Origin of the sequence: Methylomonas albis (assembly GCF_014850955.1) — a bacterium.
Classification (GTDB): Bacteria; Pseudomonadota; Gammaproteobacteria; order Methylococcales; family Methylomonadaceae; genus Methylomonas; species Methylomonas albis.
Genome location: NZ_JACXSS010000001.1, coordinates 2,116,909 through 2,135,253 on the forward strand (window position 1 = coordinate 2,116,909; position 18,345 = coordinate 2,135,253).

At 54.4% G+C, this 18,345-nt stretch carries 7 protein-coding genes; 3 read left to right on the forward strand and 4 right to left on the reverse strand.

The window, feature by feature from the left end:
* Positions 1–2: 2 nt before the first annotated feature.
* Positions 3–1,337 carry a hypothetical protein gene (locus EBA_RS09675; protein ID WP_225616075.1) on the reverse strand — a complete coding sequence of 445 codons (1,335 nt, stop codon included), beginning with the start codon at positions 1,335–1,337 and terminating at the stop codon, positions 3–5.
* Between EBA_RS09675 and EBA_RS09680 the strand changes: the two genes are divergently transcribed.
* From EBA_RS09680 to EBA_RS09690, 3 genes are all read left to right on the forward strand, one after another.
* A complete protein-coding gene (locus tag EBA_RS09680) occupies positions 1,332–1,544 on the forward strand; it encodes a helix-turn-helix domain-containing protein (RefSeq protein ID WP_192374533.1) in 213 nt (70 codons plus the stop codon). The two genes, EBA_RS09675 and EBA_RS09680, sit on opposite strands and share 6 nt — an antisense overlap.
* Before the next feature lie 146 nt (positions 1,545–1,690).
* Entirely contained in the window at positions 1,691–2,872 is a 1,182-nt protein-coding gene (locus EBA_RS09685) for a helix-turn-helix transcriptional regulator (RefSeq protein WP_192374534.1), read from the forward strand.
* Positions 2,873–2,961: 89 nt separating this feature from the next.
* On the forward strand, positions 2,962–4,035 hold the full coding sequence (locus EBA_RS09690) for a helix-turn-helix transcriptional regulator (protein ID WP_192374535.1): 1,074 nt from the start codon (positions 2,962–2,964) through the stop codon (positions 4,033–4,035).
* A 258-nt stretch (positions 4,036–4,293) separates the two neighbouring features.
* Here EBA_RS09690 and EBA_RS09695 read toward each other — a convergent pair whose 3' ends face one another.
* The 3 genes from EBA_RS09695 to EBA_RS09705 form a co-directional block, all read right to left on the reverse strand.
* Positions 4,294–9,798, reverse strand: a complete 5,505-nt coding sequence (locus EBA_RS09695) for a Tc toxin subunit A-related protein (RefSeq protein ID WP_192374536.1) — start codon at positions 9,796–9,798, stop codon at positions 4,294–4,296.
* Between the two features lie 225 nt (positions 9,799–10,023).
* Complete coding sequence (locus EBA_RS09700) at positions 10,024–10,329, reverse strand: hypothetical protein (RefSeq protein WP_192374537.1); 306 nt, start codon at positions 10,327–10,329, stop codon at positions 10,024–10,026.
* Between the two features lie 293 nt (positions 10,330–10,622).
* Complete coding sequence (locus EBA_RS09705; protein WP_192374538.1) at positions 10,623–17,756, reverse strand: SpvB/TcaC N-terminal domain-containing protein; 7,134 nt, start codon at positions 17,754–17,756, stop codon at positions 10,623–10,625.
* Positions 17,757–18,345: the final 589 nt, after the last annotated feature.

Below are 18,345 nucleotides of genomic sequence, written 5' to 3' on the forward strand. Positions count from 1 at the left end.
ATTTACTTGTTCATTGTGACTTGGACATGGTGCCAAACAGCAACTTCCGATGATCTATTTTTTACTCGCTCTGGATGATCGTAATAAAGAGATGTGGGAATGTCATTGCCTTTAGTTTCTAATAAGAATAAAGCAGTAGCAATTGCATGAGGTTTGGTTCCAAGAGGAGAAATAAAAAAACAACCATGTTCATCACCAAGCTGTTTATACAACTCCCAAAGTGTAAGATATGCTTCTCGTATTGAATTAGCTTGACAATAGGCGATAGAACGCTCGGTAATATTCAGATCCTCCAACAATGATAAATGGGGTCTTATAGCATTCGACTCCCAACCAGCCTGGAATGCTGGCACACCGACAACCACATGACAGCGGTAGCGTTTTTGATCGAAGTCACCGCGTTGTTCAATTGCATTTTGCAACCTAGCCGATTCAAAACCTAACAAGAAAACATGGGCAGCCTTCATGTTTGGCTCGTATTCATGAGCGAATCCCTGGACAGAACGAAATTGGCAGTTCTGGGTAAGACTAAAATGCCTCATTTGGCGGTCAGCTATATTCTCGGAAGTTCTCTGTGTGTACTGTTTTGGCTCAGCATACAGAAATTCTATTGCTAATTTTTTCGTGCGAGCAACAGCCAATAGAACTTGTAGTACCTCACCTAGGCCGACCAGAATCAGCCGATCCTGGCCTTCCAAGACTTGGCCGGTTTTGATCTGCAAACGGTCTTGCAAGCAGTGGATCTGTTCATGGGGCTGAGGTTCGCGTAGCGAATAGGCAGGCGGGGTCTTTTGCAAGCCTAAATCCCGAAACAACCCTTTTAGTTGACCGATATAGGCTTGCTCCTGTTGGCTCGAGGTCCGACTGGCGGTGTCGGTTCGTTGCCATTGGCTCAAGAGTTGGTAGCTGTCCTTGTCCAGATCGAGGTGGATTTCCCGCGCCGGAGTGCGTTTGGGGATCAGGGTGAGTGACAAGGCAATGTCCTGGTTGTCGCCGGGGGTGATGTATGAAGTCACCGGCGTTTCGTCGGCCGTGGCGACATAGACGATTTTGCCTTTGGTGCTGGTAGTGGCTTGGCTGGTGAACGCTTCCGCATCCGCATGAAGTGCATGTTTTTCGATCAATTCCAAACGCTTGATTACAAAACCCACTGCCGGCAACCAACGTTGATAATCTTCAACGCTTTTGAATCCGTAGGGACATGAAAAGCCAGCGAAATAATCGCGCCACTGCGGCAAGGCAAGCACTTGTTCCAAAGCGGCCATAAACTCAGGCATGCCGTTGTAGGCACCCATTTGTAAAAGCATCCTGCCGCCCGGTTTCAAACTTTGATGCATTCCGGTTATGACCGGTATCTGCCCCTATTGCCCATGCAGCAGGAGGTTGCTCAATACGTTGCCCAAGGCATGTCATTTGAGCATATTGGTCGGCGGCTGCATATCAAGCCGACCACTGTGAAGGATCATGTCGGCAAGATCTATGACAAACTGGATATTGGTCAGCGCGAAGAGTTGCTGCCCAAGTTATTGGCGCTGGCCGACTAATCAGTAAACTGTCCGGCATTAGATTGGTATGATGAAGTTTTAGCGTTAGACTGATATGCTCATGGGCCTTATAAATATTAAGATGTAAGCGTTTTCGGGCTAGCCTTCGACCTGGGCTGAGTAGGGCGGCGCGGAATACTGATCGAATGTTTGAAACTACCCTCCTTAGGGAGGATGTTTCGATAGCGCGGATGTGGCGCAATGTCGGTTTCAAAAAGTTACGCCATTTTCTGACTGATAGTGAGATTGTCCGGATGAAACAAAGCCACGCCCTAGCGTATCTGCGTCAGATCTGTTGCTCCGGGTTGAGCCGGGAGGTGGCGATTACTGAGTTTTTAAAGTCGGTGCCGCTCTTGATTGCCTCCAATAGCAATACTTTTTCCGTATGTGGCGGCTTGATTCCGCATTATCACTTGGCCGGTTTCGATCTGGCCGAGATGAGCGCCGTGGCGCCTAAAATCATCGCCGAGTATCACACCCCGCAGCGCCAAGCGCGCGCTATGACCTGGTTCAGTCAGCATCCGATTATCGATAATCCAAAGATTATGGAGGAATCTTTTTATCTAACCGATTTGTATCAGCAGATCTACCTGCCATTTGACATGCACCATTTGCTATGGGCGCCGCTCATGCTGGGTGACAAAAATGCCGGGGTGTTAGGCTTGTATCGGCCACGTCATCAAAAGCCTTTTGATAGTCGCGATCAAGCGCGTTTGCTAGGCCTCTTGCCTTATCTGGCGCACGCCTATGCAGCGGTCAACGATGTTAACTTTGATTCCGGTGCGGATAGTCATTCGGGGATGTTGGTGATGGATACCCAGGGCAGCATTTTATTCCAGAGCCCGGAAGCCAAGGCTTTGTTGGAACAAGCGCGCTACCCGCGGTTGTTAAACGATCAGCGCCGGCACGATCGCCTGATGCAAAAGTTGGCCGCGTTGTGTCGTAACTTGCATGGGATTTACCGTGGTGAGAATACGCCGCCACCGTCGTTCGCACACACAGGGCCAAATGGTCAATTTGTGTTTCGGGCGTATTGGCTGAACGCCCACGATCAAGGTGAGAGTCGGATGATAGGTGTGACCATTGAGTATTTTCAGCCCTTAACCTTAAAAATTCTGCGTGCGCTTCGCGATCTACCGTTGTCGCCATCCCAGAAAGAAGTTGCTTTGTTGTTGGCGCAAGACGTGTCGTTTGAGCTGATTGCTCAGCGTTTGCACGTCAAACCCACCACCGTCAAAGACCATGTGGGGAAGATCTACAGCAAATTAAACATTCATCAGCGCGACGAGTTATTGCCGTGGTTACTGAGTCGGCAAGTGAATAAATAGGACATGTGCCGCACAGCACGCACACATACCATTCCGTTTCGCCTTTTTTAGGAGATGGCGGCTAAAAATTTATAAGAGGAGCAATCCCGATGAAACGAAGTCAGGCACTATGTTATCTGCGTCAGTTATGCTGCTCCGGGCTGGGCAAGGAGTTGGTGATAGGCGAGTTTCTGCGTACCTTGCCGAGCTTGGTTCCTTCAGTCAGCAATGTGTTCTCCGGCGTGAATGAGCACTTGCGACCCACTTACTGCATCACTGATTTTGACGGTAGTGACATGGCCGGTACGATGGTCGAGGTGGTCTCGAGCTTTTATAACCCGGAACGGTTAAGCCGCGCTGTCAGCTGGCTGAAAGCGCATCCGGCGATCACTAGTCCCTTGATTTTAGATGAGCATTTTTACAGCACTGATATGTATAACGTGGTGTATAGCCGCTTTGATATGCATCATGTGCTTTGGATGCCCACCCTCTGTGTTGGCAAGCCCAACGGAATCTTGCGTTTATATAGACCCAAAACCCATAAACCCTTCGATCGCAATGATCAAGTATTGGTGTCGCAGTTGCTGCCTTATCTGACCCACGCACTGCGGGCGGTAAATGACGATCGACCGAGCTACAACAAAGAGGCCACGTCGGGGATGATTATCATGAATGCCCACGGACGCCTGCTGTTTATGAGTCCGGAAGCCAAGAAACTGTTAAATTTGGCGTATAGCCCTACGCTGACCGAGCATCATGACAGTGAGAAAGACGTGCTGATGGCTAGACTGGCTCAACTTTGTCGAGATCTTAAAGTCATTTATCGCGGTCAAAATGCGGCCCCGCCCAACTATCGGCATGTGGGGGCAAATGGCCAATTTCTATTTCGCGCCTATTGGCTGGATCAAGAAAACAGCGACGCCGAAGGCTTAGTCGGTTTGACGATAGAGCACCGTGAACCTTTAAAATTGAAAGTGTTGCGCTGCATGCAACAAATTCCGCTGTCACCTACCCAAAAAGATGTGGCGATGTTGCTTAGTCAGGGCGTGTCCTTCGAGCAGATCGGCCAGCGTTTGAATATCAAACCCACCACCGTGAAAGACCATGTCGGCAAGATCTACACCAAACTGGATATTCACCAGCGCGATGAAGTTTTGCCCAGATTATTGGCGTTGGCATCTTAATCCGCGATGTTTCTTTGGCAAGGCCGCAAGCGGGTTAGCGTTTTGGCTGACGCATAGCCCTGGCGAGTAAGGTAGAAAAAGATTTTATCGACTAGGCCGGAATAACCGGACGCCAACCAATAGCTTTCGACATGGTAATTTCGAAAATCCGCTGGTTTTTATAATTGAAGCCGAGAGCCCGGCGAATGAACCGGGCCTCGATTTAGCACTTTGGAATTATAGGGATGAAGGCAGTTTTCATTGACATCGCCAAGGATATCAAGCCGGCCAGTCTGGATAACGGCCTCCATAGCTGATTACCAATAATATGTCCTGAATGGTTTCGTCGCCGATCAATGTGCTAATTGATCGGCCATCGGACAGGGCGTTGGTCAGTGCCAGAGTCCATTCGCCGACCGGCGGATGTCCAAGCATCGCCAGCCAGTCGGAGGCGTTACCGCGCCGGGTACTGGCGACGCCGTCAATAGCCGTTGCCGCTCCGCCGGCGAATGTATTTCCGTCTTGTTCAGTGAAACGTAAATAGGCTATCGGTAAGTTCAGTGTAACGCCATCCTTCAACACAAAATACAACACTACTTGCCGTATCGTTAGGTCCAATACATTGGGCGGAAAATCGCCGCGCACGGTTTTGAACTTCACCACCATCGGATTGGCGGTTTGTTCCGGATGATTCAGATCGTACCATTGGTCGGCAAAATTGTCGCGCAGGCTAAAGGCCCGGTCGGCACCAATCTGACGATTCAGGGTCGCAATCACTTGTTGCCGGTAGTCCGCACTGTGCAGAGCGGTATATTCGACGGTGAAAAACACATCCGCCAAGGTCGCGAAATCGAATGGGTTGGCAGCCTTGGGTAATTGCAACTCCCAGCTGGTGTCCACGCCCATACTTTCGAATGGTAATAACATCTCGTCTTCGCGTTCCAGCTCGAACAGGCCCGTGGCGTTACTGGGAGACGTAAAGGCGATCTGTTCGGGATCGCGTCGAACGACGATAGTTTGAAACAAGTCGCCGCCGACCACTACCCGTGATAGTCCGGAACAGCTCAAGGTGGCACGCACACCACGGGTGGGCGGCGTCAAGGCGATCACGGATATTCGCACCCGTTTGATCAGGCGTAGATAATGGCCGGGGAAGTCCTGGTCGAACAAACTCATCGGCGTACCGAACAGCAGACGGCCAGTGTCGCGGAAACGTTGGAATTCAATCGGGCTCAGTTGCGCCAACGAAAAGGTTTGGCTCAATTGCAGCTTGCGGCGTCGACTGTCGAAGGCGTATTGATCGAGTTGATAGATGTCTCGCAACAACCGGACCGAACCGGTCATACCGCGCCGGTCGGGTTGCGCGCCGTCACCGCCGCTCGCGGTGTTATCGGCCGGAGCCTGCCAATAGTCGGCCTGAATCACTGCTTGCGGCGTATCCTGGCGTTCGAAGGCCAATTGGCTTTCGGCCAGCTGCGCCATCGCCGTAGCCTGTTGCAGGAAGTAACTGTAGATCCGCTCCAGTATGCCACTCATCCAGGCATACAACTCGGCATTGGTAAATTTGTTGGCCAGAAAGTTCAGCGTGTCCTCGGTGAACCCGGCCTGCATGCCGGCGATCAGGCCTTCTTGTTGAGCCAGCCTGACCTGATCGAAAGCGATGGTGATTTGCTGGTCGCCGATCAATTCGTCATGCCTGGCTAGATCACGTTGAAAACTCCACTCTTGCTTGCGGCGTTCGTAACTGGCGTAGGTTTCCAAAATCGATGCTGTGGTGGAAGCCGCTGAAGCGAATGACGACGCCATTGCCCCAGCGCTAGAGCCGGGGTCGCCAAACAACCCAAAGGTGAACGCGGCCTTCACGCCTTGTAATACTGCATTGCCGCCGTAGATTACCGCAGCCGAAGTATGTAACACTGCAGCGGCTGTCATAAAACCCAAAGACGCTTGTTCCAGGCCTATCAAGCCCTCGTCCAATAGTCCGTCATAATGATCGGCCTGAATTGTTGAGCGTTGTTTCTGCAAATCGGCCAGCGTTACGCCATCCTGGGCTTGAACCATGCGCAGATCCTGCAGCCTGACCTGTGCTCGCGATAGCTGCATATCCTGGCGGGCCTTCAGCAGATTGTAGGATTCCGAATCCAGCTTTTCCAGCGCCGCCAAAAATGCCGCTTCGATTTGCTGAGCGATGCCCACCAGCTGCTTGGCCCGTTCCACCAATACCGCATAGCGATAAGCTGTCGGCTTGGGTAGCGAGGCCCTGGGAAGTACCAATCTGCCGTCGCCGGCGACCACCGGCAAGTTGCTTGCCGAAGCGGCGGCCGAGCCGGCGCTGCGATGTTCCAGGCCGGCAATATTGCGGCCGTTGCGAAGCTTGAACAAATTCAGTTCCGCATGCAATCTCAACGTTTGCGGCAAGGGATTGGCTGGAAACGGATTGGCGGCGGCCCCGGTACCTCCGGTTGGCGTTTGCATTTCCGGTTGATCCAGCAATTCCAGCGCGTTGACGTACAAGGCTCGAGCGCGTGGCAACGATTCGGCGGTGTTACGGGTAAATTCAGAGTCGGCGAAGTCCAGGAAACAGCGGACCAGCGCCGTCAACAGGTAGCGGGTGTGAGCATGGCCACGTTTCGTGGCGATATCATGCGGATTCAAGCCTTGTATCAGCCATTCGTCGGCGCGGCTGAAGTCGGTTGGCAAATTGGCTTCCAGGGTTAGGCCGTGAAAAATTTTACGCTGGGCAGCCGGCAGGTTATAGGCATAAAGCGTTTGCAACCAGTCCAGCGCTTCCAGGTATTGCCCGGATTTTTGTAGCTGCAAGCCAATTGCCAGGGGCACGAAGTAAAACACTTCCCACAGATACTTGGAGGCCAGATACGGATCGGTGACGCTGCCGAACAAACCGCTGATCAAGCTGCCGCGCTCGCGCAATTGGCTTTCCGACAGTTGGTCGGTAATTTCGAAGCTGGTTTGTTTCAATGCGTCAGGTAGATCCGGGTAGTTATCGGCGCCTTGCTGGTTTTTACCCCGTAATCCATTCAGATAGTCTTTCGCCAGCGTTCTTGCCTGGCTGGCGGTCAAGCGTAAATTGTCGCCCAGCGCCTTGATCAATGTGTCGAACTCTTTGGTACGTGCCAGAGTTTGATAAGCCAATTGGTTGTAGTGCGGCGGACGCAGATTGGGCGACAGGTAGTTTTCCGGATAACCGAAAACGAACATCGATGCGCGCCAAGTGGCATAGGCGCCTAGCCATTGCCATTCTTCGTCGAATTTACTCTCGCTGTAGCCGCCAGTCAGGTTCAGTACCCAGGTTGCCGCCGGGTTGGCACTACCCAACACCGGTGGGGCAGCGAATTGTCCCATCCGTGCCGAGAACATGACGGCCTGGATGGTTTCCAAAGCTTGTTCGACGCGGGTGATGCGTTGAGCGCCACCGCTTCTACAATCGATGGCCAATTCTTGCGAGAGGCGGTTGGCTACCTCGTCCAGCGAGTCCAAGCCGGATTGCCCGGTTTGGATCAAATCCGCGACCAAGGCGTCCCGTAATGATGGTAGTACCGCGGTTTCGGTAGCGATCAACGCGGTTTGCAGCGCTTCAACCACCGTTTGGTCCTGCTGGCTGCGGGCCGCCAGGGTCTCCAGCCATGCGCGCCGGCTTTGCGGATCAGCGCGCCAAGGCGTTGGTACGCTGTATTGAACGTCTGGCGTGGGCAGACGGAAGTAGTCGGGGCTCAGGCTCAAGGTACCTTCCAGTTGCCGCCAGGCGGCGGCCTGACGTTGCTTCCAGACTTGGGTCAGAATCGCATAGACATCGTTCCATTCCACCGCCAATACGCTACCGGTTTCAGCCAGTTTGCGTATGTTCATCAGTTGGATAAACGGGCGTAGAGCGATTTGCTTGGTTTTGAGTTGGGCATCGATTGCTTCGCCACGGCCATGCGCGGCGAATAACGCCAATAGATCGGCAAGCGGCGCGAGTTGCTCGGCGACGATTTGATCAAAGCCGGCCAATGGTTCAGGTTTGGCTTCGCGAGCGGTTTTGATCGCCATTTGTTTAGCGCTTACGAGCTGAGCTCTCGCCAGCCGCAGATCGTAGGCCGGATTGCCGGGGACTGCATCGACCAAATCGGCTTCTCCGACCAGATCGGGATCGACGACAGGCATCGGCAACCCGAATTCGGAACGCGCGCTATCGTCTTGGTGGCGCCAGACTTCGCGCAAATGTTCTTTTTGCCAGACTTGTAGCGCTGGAGAAGGGAGCGCCGATGTAGTGGTAGGATCGCGGCTGGTGTCCGCCAAGCCGAACAAGTTCTCCAATGCGGCTTCGTTCAGTTGATCGGGCTGCAACAATAACTTATCCAGGCGATCCGGCCGCGTGCCGCCCAGGGCGATGCCCAAACGGTTGGCCAGCGCTTGTCTAGTATCGGTGTCGGCGATGCGGGTCAGGCGTAATTCTTCGTAAGAGGTGCCTAAATTTTTCAGCAAAGTTAGGTAGGCCGTCTGACGGTAATCGCTTTCCGCACTGGCTGGAATATTGCGCTGATGGCGGGCAAAATAGCGGCGCAGCACTTCCACGCAGATTCTCACCTGAGAAACCGAGCGCTCGGCGATTTGGCGCGCGTTGGGCGTAACCAGCACGTCAACGGGTTGTAAAAAGGTTTGCGCCAGCAACGCTACAGTGATGCGAGGGCTATTCGGCGCGGAGCCGGTGACGATACGCCGGGTGGCGAATTGCAGCATTTCGTCCAAATAATTCGCCAGACTGAATATAGCTTGCGGGTCTTTGGGTACGAACGGCAATAAGATATTCACCGCACGGCTTTTGCTAATCGGGTTACCGGTAGGCGTCGATTTGTCCTTGGCGCGAAAGCTGATGCTGTGTTCGCCGGCCGCTGTAAACGGAACCGTCGCCCGCCAGCTCGACCAGTCGTTGGCCGCTTTGGGTGTTGCGGGTTGATAAGCTTCTTGATTTTCCAGACGCCATTCGACCAAGGCGACTCCGGTTTGGGTGTCGGTTGCGGTGCCCAGGAAATCGACGCTGACCGATCCGTCCGCCAAGGTAAACTCCGCGCCCTCCGACGGACTGACTATGTCCAGCGCCACGGGTGTCGAATCGATAGCTTTGACAGCTACGGTTTGTGCTACGCTGACATTGCCGGCCTTGTCGCGGGCTTGGACGGTAACACTATGGTCGCCCAAGCCGGGAACCGTAACCTCGGCCTGCCAGCTGGTCGTGCCAATCGCGCGGTTAAAAGTGCCGCCGCCCAGTTTCCATTCGACGAAATCAATGCCGCTTTCTTGGTCTGTCGCCGTGCCTTTAATCACCGCTACGTTACCCGGCGTAGTGACTTCGGTTGCTTCGACGCTCAAACTTGGTGCCGTCGCATCGATCATGAAGGTACGTGTCGAATAAGCGGTAGCATTGATCGACCCACGGTGGGCGGACACTTTTGCGGTTACGGTGACGATTCCTCGCAGACTGGTACTGGCGTTGAAACGCCAGCTGCTCCAGCTACCTCCGGCCCCGGTTGGCGTGGCGGCTTGATAAGTGCCGGCATCGCCGATACGGACTTCGATGCCGGTAATATTGTCGTCAGCCGGCGTTTCGGCGGTCTCACCGGAGCCTGTGTTGTATTCCTCGTAGGTGCAGCTAGCGTCTCCGCTGAGAGTGAAACTGCCATCGATTACGGCATTGATGGCAGGAGACTGGATTTCCACGGTTAGCCGAAGGCGGCGGATAATTTCGATATTGCCGATTTGGGCGGCTAGATTGGCGTTGTACATGGGGCGATCCTCAATGCTAAAGGTTTATAGGTAATGTGTTCCGTGGTCGGTCGTTATCACGTTGGCATTCGTCAAATCGGCTGGAGCAACGGTTGGCCGAAACGATGGTGTTGCCTTTACGCGCCTTTTCAGGTGGGAAAAGGCAGCCCTTTTATCTAGCGGCAAAGCTTGTCTCCATGGCGAAGAGAACACCATTTCACTCGGCTCAGCCCGTTGTGGCGTAAGTTAAAACGGAATCTCCGGCGACGGACGGGCTACGCCGCCGCCGTAAACGTCGTAAGTCACATCGGTGCTTTGCGAGACCTTGATCTGCATCCGGGCGTAGCCGAGCGAACCCAGGCCGACGTCGAGTTTTTTGTAATCGAAGCCGTTCAGGGTTTGCTTTTGCCGGTCGAAACCGAGCCAGCCGTAACCGTAACGCACCTTGATTTGCGCGCCGGCTGGGGCTTTGAAAAACGCTACGCCGTTGGCGTTCCAGAATGACTCGACGGTACGCCAGTCGCCTTTAGTGATTTGTTTGGTTTTGATCATGATTGCTTCCTTTTCAAGGATATGTTTTTGTAATTTATGTGTGGACAGAAATACTTGTCCGGTTTTTACTACGGATCATTCGGCGGGCCCATTTCATGGTTCCGTTCCACGCGAGCTGTTTCGACCCTCTTTTGCTGGCCGGTATATTCTTCCCGTTCGTAATGTTGTTTAACTTTTTATGCTTCCCACGTTCCCCGTGGTACCCCATACAAGGACGCTGGAGCGTCCCAAACCGCTGAGCAGCTCGACCTGCGTTCCCTCGCAGAGCGAGAGAACAATAGAAGAGGCTCATGTCAAAACAGGTCATAAAATGATCTAACCGCTTTCGCGCCTTGTTCTAGTATCCAATCATTGACTGCTTTGGGATCATTTGTAATAAGTTGAACTTCGATGTTCACGTTATCCAGACCTACGCTCTTTACGGGCTGTTCGATGTACGGTGTCTGCTTAATGACCCATCCCTTTGCCAATTTACCTTCTGCTTCCGTTACCTCTTGAATTCCGTGAATTACATACCAGGTATTCGGTTCCTTCTGTATTGCCCCAGGTATAAGATTCGCCTGTCCTGTGGACCAATAGGATGCTATCCCGTCTTTAGTTGTGATAAGTCTATTTCCGTAGTAGATACCCGGCTGGGTATTGGGAGGGGTAAAGGCTCTGTTCAAGGCTCGTCCTAAAAAAACAGCCGCTAAATCGACTGCTGCATCCTTGGGGTGACCGGTTGCCGAATGATAAATGGATAGCGACAACCCACAATATTCAGGCACTAACAAGCATCCCATAGTCGCCATTTTGGTAAGTTGTTTTTTCGGATCCAACCTTTCGGCGTGTTCTCGTTTCGCTGCGTCTCTGTCTTCTCGCTTTGTATACGTTCTGCCATCCGTACCCATTCGCAATTGGTTTTCATCGGATTCAGCCGCTTTAATCTTCGAAGAGATTGCTTGGGATACTGTGTCATTGTGAATATCGTTGATTAACTTCTGGACATTTTTATCAACACCGTAACCACCGGTGTTAAACGACATCGTATTGGCCCAATCCCTGAGGGAAATATTGCTGCACTCCAACCCTGTACTAAGTTCGTGGAGTGAAATTTGTTTGTCATAATTGGTATCTAAGCTTTTATTTGTATCTGAAATATCTGTTCCGGTAAGGTCTCTGAAATTGATTGGATTACTTTTACAGTATTGATACAGGTTGATTCCGCCATTGATTCCAATCGGATCGGAATTTATCCACCTGACTACCCACGCCGCGTAATACCTAGCCGCGTGGTAATTCAAGCCGCTTTCCTCATCCCTCTCCTTGCCGGTAAACCGGTAACGCTTTCTGGCAAAACTGCCGAAACTGGTTTCCCCATAAGGGGTATATTCCTCGCTGTTCAGCCAGCTTCCGTCGCCAGCTATCACCACGTGGCTACTGCCCAGATGGTCGCCCAGGTGGTATTTGACGGCCGGAGTGGTGTCGTCCGGGAACGGCGTGCCGACTCTGACCAGCGCGATGCGCGACTGATCGTCCATCACGTGCAGGGTGTTGTTTTCCTGCACGGCCGCTCCCTGCGCCGAACGGTGGTATTCGAACAGGCCGCCGATGTAGACGGTGACGGTGTATTGGCCACCTTGCTTACGGGTTAGTTTTTTCACCCGTATGCCGCCAGCGTCGTAAAGGTATTGCGCATGCACCGACGGTTCGCTGCCGACAACCTGGGTGCGGAAGGCTTTCAGGCGGTCGCTGTGGTCCCAGTCGAACAGGCGGGTTTGATGCTCTGATAGTATGTTGCCGTTGGCGTCGTGGGCGTAGCGGTAGATGTTTTGGCCGATCGTCACCGTGTCCAGGCGGTTGTTGCCGGCGGCCGTGGCGAACAAACGGTTGCGATTGCCATCGGCGAGTTGATGCTTCAGCTCAAGCATATTGCCCAGCGCATCGTAGCGATACTGTTGGCTGTAAGCGCGGGTGCGGGTCAGGTCGGTGCTAAGCGGTTGATCCAGCCAGGGCGGCGCGTCCGGGGCCTGATCGCATTCGCGGCCGCTGGCGGAGAGTAGGCGGTAGATCGGGTCGTAGGCAAACTGGCGTAATAAAGCATTGCCAGACGCCAGCAATTGCGCCAAGGCGGTGTCGCTGGCCGTGGCGGCGGCCGGATTGTTGAGGATACCGCTGCCTTGGGCGCGATCTTCGATTTGCAGGATGTTGCCGACCAGATCGTAGCGGTAGACAAAGTCCTGCAAGGCCTCGCCATTCGGTTGATAGCGGTCAGGCTGCGGTTGGCTGTAGCGTTCGGAACGCAGACGCAGCAAGCGAAAGGTCTTGTCGTCGTAGGCATAACGGCTCATCACGCCGTTGCCGTAGGCCACCAATACCCGTTGGCCCTTGGCGCTGTAAGCAATTTGCTGCACGAAAAGTTGGCCGTTGAGTTTGACTTGCGCCAAGCCGCCGGCGCGGTTGTAGATCGGCAATAATTCTTGGCGCTGGCCGGTAACGTCTTTGGGGTACTGCATACGCTTGATGCGGTTCAAGGCATCGAAGCGCGAGCTGGTTTCGTAGACGGTGGCGTCCAGCAGGGTTTGCGCATGTGCGGCCAGCGTCACGCCGGCCGGTGCCTGCCAGTCGATACGAAAGGCGTTGATGGCCCAGTTGCGTTCGGCGCCATTCTGGTAGGCACTCAGTAAAACCGCATCGCTGAGGGTTTGCCGGCTTTGGCTAAGCGGATTGCCTTTGAAGTCGTATCCCGGCACGCTAACCAGACCGGCTTCGTCGTAATGTTGAAACAGCTTGCCGAGCAGATTAAGCTGCCGCGCCTGATCCACGTTCAAGCCGGAGTCGGGCCGGTCGCCGTAAATCAGCAACTGTCTTAGCGTCATGGGTTGATTCACACCATCGCGCGCCCACAGCCGATTTGGCCGGTTGCCTTCGTCGTAGCCGTTCAAAATTAATGCGCCCTTGCTGTCGCGGCTTTCCAGGGGATTACCGATGGCGTCCAGCACCGTGCGCCGCAAACCGGCGTCGATGCTGGCGTTACGCCAGGGCCGGTTAGCCAGATCGTAAGCGTAACGGAAAGCCACCCGGCCCAGCGCGTCGGTGACGCTGAGCAGGTTGCCGCGAATGTCATAACGGGAGCGGGTGATATGCCAATCGGTTTGCGGATCGGCGCCGTTACGCGCCGTGGTTTGCACGGTGCGGCCCAGCGCGTCGATGACGATGCTGGCCGGGGTGTTCCAATGGTTTTGGAAGGTTTGCGACGAACCGGCATGGGTGCGGCCGGCGTTGTCGTTGGCGTCATAGGTGTAGGCTTCCCACGGAGTCGGCGCAAACTGTTTGGGATTGGCCAAGTCGGCAGGGATCCCGTAAAGCACCCGCTGTTCGGAGCCGTCCGGATTGAGGGTGCGGATCACCTGGCCGCGCGGATCGTGAAGCATCACGGCTTTTTGCCCGAGTTGCGCGTCGCCGGGTGCGGCGTATAGCCAGCCCTGGCTATAAAACGGTTCATATTTTTCGACCACCCGGCCTTTGTTGTCGTAAACCTGCCAGCCGCTGACCAAGACATTGGGATTGTTGTTGTCGTTGTTGCTGATGCCGGTAAAGGCCAGTTTGCTGCCGGCGTCATCATTTACATCAACCGGTAAAATCCCGCCGCCGAAGGTGGCGTTGCCGAAGCGGATTTCTTCGGATTGCACGCGGGTTTGCAGCAAGCGGCCGAAGCCGTCGGAATATTCGATGGTTTCGATATATTCGTCTCGCCGCGGCAGCGGTATGTCTACATCGCTGTCGTGATGTTGATATTGTTTGCTGCGTACCGACACCGGTTGGCCGCGTTGACTGAAGGCCAGCAGGTCGTAGCTAAGCTCCATGCCGGGCCGGTTGCGGTCGCCTTCCACGATGTTGGATTTTCCCTGAACCAGCGAGGCGCTCAGCAAGCCCAGCGGTGTGAAGCGGAAACGGCGGATGTTGAGATTGGCATCCATCACGACAGCCGGTTGCAGCACCCGGTAATCGTAAGTGGCCTGGGTTTTTAAGCCCAAGGGATCGATGACTTGTTGCGGCAGCAGGGCGTAAGCATCGTAGCCTATGATGGTGCGCCGACCCAGCGGATCGTGTTGTTGCAGCAGCAAGCCACGGCCCTTGCCATTAGCACCGCTGACTTGAAAGTCGTATAAATGTCTGGCGGCAATGACGAAAAAGCCCGGCGCGGAAATCGCTCCGGCACCGCTTTTGCGATAGATATATCCGGCTTGCGCGGCCAGTTTGCGAAACTCGGCGGGGTATTCATCCGTCCAGGCCGGCGCGCCGGGTTTTAGGTACAGCGGTAATTCCGGTGGATTTTGCACACTGTCGCCGCTGCGATACAGCTCAGCTAGCAAGGCATCGTCCATGACCAGTTGTTCCGCACGCACTAACGCGCCGAAGTCGCCGAGCTGGCCGAACGGCAGACCCTGGAAGCCGGGACCGTCGTAAAAATTCAGGGTTTGGCCTATCAGTTGCTTGGCTGTGCTGCCGGCTTTCACTGCCTCCCAAAGCGCGAACACTGTGGTTTTGCCGTCGTTGATGATTTCGTAGCTGCTGATCTTGGCGACTTTGTCGATCAAATAACGCTGGGCGTCGTCACGTTGCAGATAGCTGGTTTCGCTAAAACTGGCCAAATACGGTTCGGCGTTGGCTGTAGCCAGCCGATAATCGCGGCCGCGCGGCACCGCCACACTGAGTTGCGACTTTAAGCGGCCGTATTGATCGTAATCGCCCATCAAACTGAGTTGCGTCATCGGTTCGGCGCCGCGTTCCCATTGGGTGGTGCGTTGCGCTAAGCCAAAGCTGAAGAAAATCCCCCGGCGTGAGCTGTCGGCCGCTGGTGCGAGTTCTTCACGGACGCCTTGCTGCGCCTCGGTGACGGTGTAAGGTCGATTTTGGCGATCGCTACCGTCCAGCGCATACAACTCGGTACGCAGCACGCTGCCGCGCAAAGTTCGCAAAGCATCGCGCTTACGGCGGCGCGGCAGGGCATGCAGTTGTGCGGCCATCGCTGCCGGACGGGATAAGACGGCCGGATCGCCGGGCCAATATTCCTTGCTATAATCCAATTCCTCCCAATCGCCGAATTCATCGCCAACCGGACCCTGATGAAACCAGGTGCGGGTTTCCAGCGGTGGAGAAAACTGTTGGTCGGTCACAGCATTGAACAACTGCTGGTTGTGCAGGCCGCTGCCGTGAAAGTCGGCAAAGGTTTCGGTATCGCGCTGGTCGACGCGGCCAAAGCCGCGAAACTCGCGCTCGGCACCGTCCCAATAGCCATGATGATAGGTGTATGAAGTGCTGAGTTTGCCTTGCGATATCTGGTCGACTACTTCGACTTTGGCAACCACTTGCACGGGAAACGGCAGCGGGGTTTGCCAGCGGCTGGCCGGACGTTGTTGATCGTCCAAATAGAATTGGGTAGACGGCGCATAACCGACTCGAGTCAGCGATCCCATGTGATTGTTCATTTGATTCAGCAAATAGGGTTTGCTGCCGCCGCTGAAATCCAGAAAATGCATCCGCGGTCGATTCGTACCATCGGCGTCTTTACTCCACAGCAGGCCGCGATTGCCGCTGCCCAATAGATCTACCAGCCGTACCGCATCCATATCAGACACCGGCGGCGTGCCGGCAATTTCAATAACCTCGCTCCAGCCATTGCCGCCTTGGTTGATCCATAGCAGCACTTTGCGATCATCGACATAAACCATATCCGCCAGACCGTCGCCGTCGATGTCGTCGATCAGGATACGTTTGGGGTCGTAGCCGTAGGGTAGGCGCGGGTTGTTGCGCATCAGCACGCGCTTACCCCAGGCGCCGTAACCCAGATTGGGCCAGTATTCGACGTGACCATCGTGAACCAGCGCCACGTCTTGCAGACCATCGCCGCTGAAGTCGCCCCATTTGATCCGCGGATCGGAGAAGTTGAGGTTGGGAAAATCTTCCAGTGCTTGACGTTCCACCCAGCGGCTGTTGTGCCAGCCTTTTTTGGCATCGTTGAAAAAGCATTCCAGTCGGGCTCCGGAGCGGATGGCGTCGGTGACGCCATCACCGGTCAGGTCGACAAGTTTAACGTTCGGATCGGCAAGATCGAAGCTGGGCGCGAATTCGTAGCGCTGAAATGACTTGCGATCCCAGAGGCCATCGAAGCGCAACGGAAAATAACCGGACAATCCCTCGTGATGTACGAGCAAGTCGATACGGCCGTCGCCGTCGGCATCGATCATTTGTACGCCGGGATCGGCAAGTTGCATGCCCGTCGGCGCTTCGGTCATCAGCTTGGGTTGATCGAATTGGCCGTTGCCGAGATTGCGCCAATAACGCACCACGCCGTTCATCTCCAGAATATCCGGCAGACCGTTGCCGAACAAATCGGCCAGTTCAAATTCCGGACGTGCCAATGAACCTGCTGGGAGTGCGCCGTTTATCGCGATAAATTTTTGTTGGTGCGGGATGAAGCCGCTGTAAGCGAATTCCAGTGGCGGCAGAAATTCCGAGTTCGCGCCATCGTGGCCTTCCACGCGCACTTGGTGCAGCAACGACGCCTTGTTCAGCGGCAAATCAGCGCCGGTTTGTTGGTCTAGGTAATCCAGATGATAAGTGCGGGTCAAGCGCTCTTGTTCTGCTTGCGTGTAAACCAGAATTTGCTTACAGCGGCGCACGGTGCGGATTTCAAAACCCGCTCGGTATTCGGAAAAAGGGTCCGGACGTTGTTCGTAAACAAACTTCACCCGGACCAGGAACTGCGGATTGGCCGGATCGCCGTAATCCGCATAGCGTACTTCCGCTAAATACAATTGATCCCAGCGATGCGGACCATCGGTTTGCTGGGCGTCGCGCTCGTAGAGGTAGTCAATGCGGTTGCCGAACACGTCTACCGTGCGGCTAAGTTTCCAGGCAAACACCCGTTCGACATGGTCCGGATCGGCGAGCGCCGCTGGGTCAAGACCGGCAGTTGCAGGCGTACCGTAAAAACTGCTGAGGCCATCCTTGCTTTCCACTTTCCAGTAGTTTTGCGCTGCATCGCGGTGATGAATGATGCGCGCGAACAGGCCTTCGGTGCGAGGGCGGTAGCGCGTTAACGTAGTCTGCACATCGACCGCCACCAAATCCTCGGCGCCGGACAATACGAAGGTATCTTGCTGATCGTCGTAGCGGGGGAGGCCGTCCGAGGTTTTGCGCACCACGCCCGGTACGCTCAAACTCCAGCCCAGCCCGAATGGGCCGTTACCGTTGCCGGAGCTATAAACCAGGCTTAGATCAGGTTGGAAGCCGTTGCGGCCAGCCGGCAACGCAATCGGCACGCTAAAATTTCCGGTGCCGGTGTGCAGGTCTGGCGAAAACTTCTCGCCGATGCCGTGTAAGGCCCCGCCGCCTTGCGGCAGGCCAATGATTTGGCTGGATGTGCCGGACTTGTTGCTCATATGCTTAGCACCAGAATTGATTTTTGGGTTAAAAAATCGCTTGCAGCGCTTGATACAGGCTCATGTGGCGCCACCGATTTGCGTTGAGTATTAGTTTACAGGGGACGTTAGAGCGTTTCGCCCTCCGCGCGGAGGGTAGTTCAGAACTTGCCGGCAGTGTTCGGCTATGAGGTGTTGTGGATTCTTCTTGTTGCTAGCCCGCGGTTTGCCACCAGAAATCTTTACGATTTTGTCGATGATGCCGAGTGAGCGTCTTATGGGGGTGTGGGCTTGCTGTGATTAAGCGGTGGATTTCGGAACTATAGTAAATTTGCAAAGTCGTGTAATGGCCTGGATCCAGTGCTACTGGATAGGAGTGATCATTATGACAACAGTTAACAATGCCATAAAACTCTTCATATTTACCGTTTTGAGTGCGCTGCTATTGCGGAACATCATGAAAGCACAACGCTAAAAGTGTCATTACAAACCGAGGACGAAGCTGACGTGGAGCTTTACGATTACCACTCGGGTGTTACGTAAACCGACACGCTACAACGTTTTATGGTCCATCGGCATTTAGATAACGTAGTTAAAGAGTCTGACGATA

Bases quoted from the DNA above. Each gene is read 5' to 3' on its own strand.
- EBA_RS09685 (WP_192374534.1), top strand. From the start codon at position 1,691: ATGTTTGAAACTACCCTCCTTAGGGAGGATGTTTCGATAGCGCGGATG.
- EBA_RS09675 (WP_225616075.1), bottom strand. From the start codon at position 1,337: ATGCATCAAAGTTTGAAACCGGGCGGCAGGATGCTTTTACAAATGGGT.
- EBA_RS09680 (WP_192374533.1), top strand. From the start codon at position 1,332: ATGCATTCCGGTTATGACCGGTATCTGCCCCTATTGCCCATGCAGCAG.
- EBA_RS09695 (WP_192374536.1), bottom strand. From the start codon at position 9,798: ATGTACAACGCCAATCTAGCCGCCCAAATCGGCAATATCGAAATTATC.
- EBA_RS09700 (WP_192374537.1), bottom strand. From the start codon at position 10,329: ATGATCAAAACCAAACAAATCACTAAAGGCGACTGGCGTACCGTCGAG.
- EBA_RS09690 (WP_192374535.1), top strand. From the start codon at position 2,962: ATGAAACGAAGTCAGGCACTATGTTATCTGCGTCAGTTATGCTGCTCC.
- EBA_RS09705 (WP_192374538.1), bottom strand. From the start codon at position 17,756: ATGAGCAACAAGTCCGGCACATCCAGCCAAATCATTGGCCTGCCGCAA.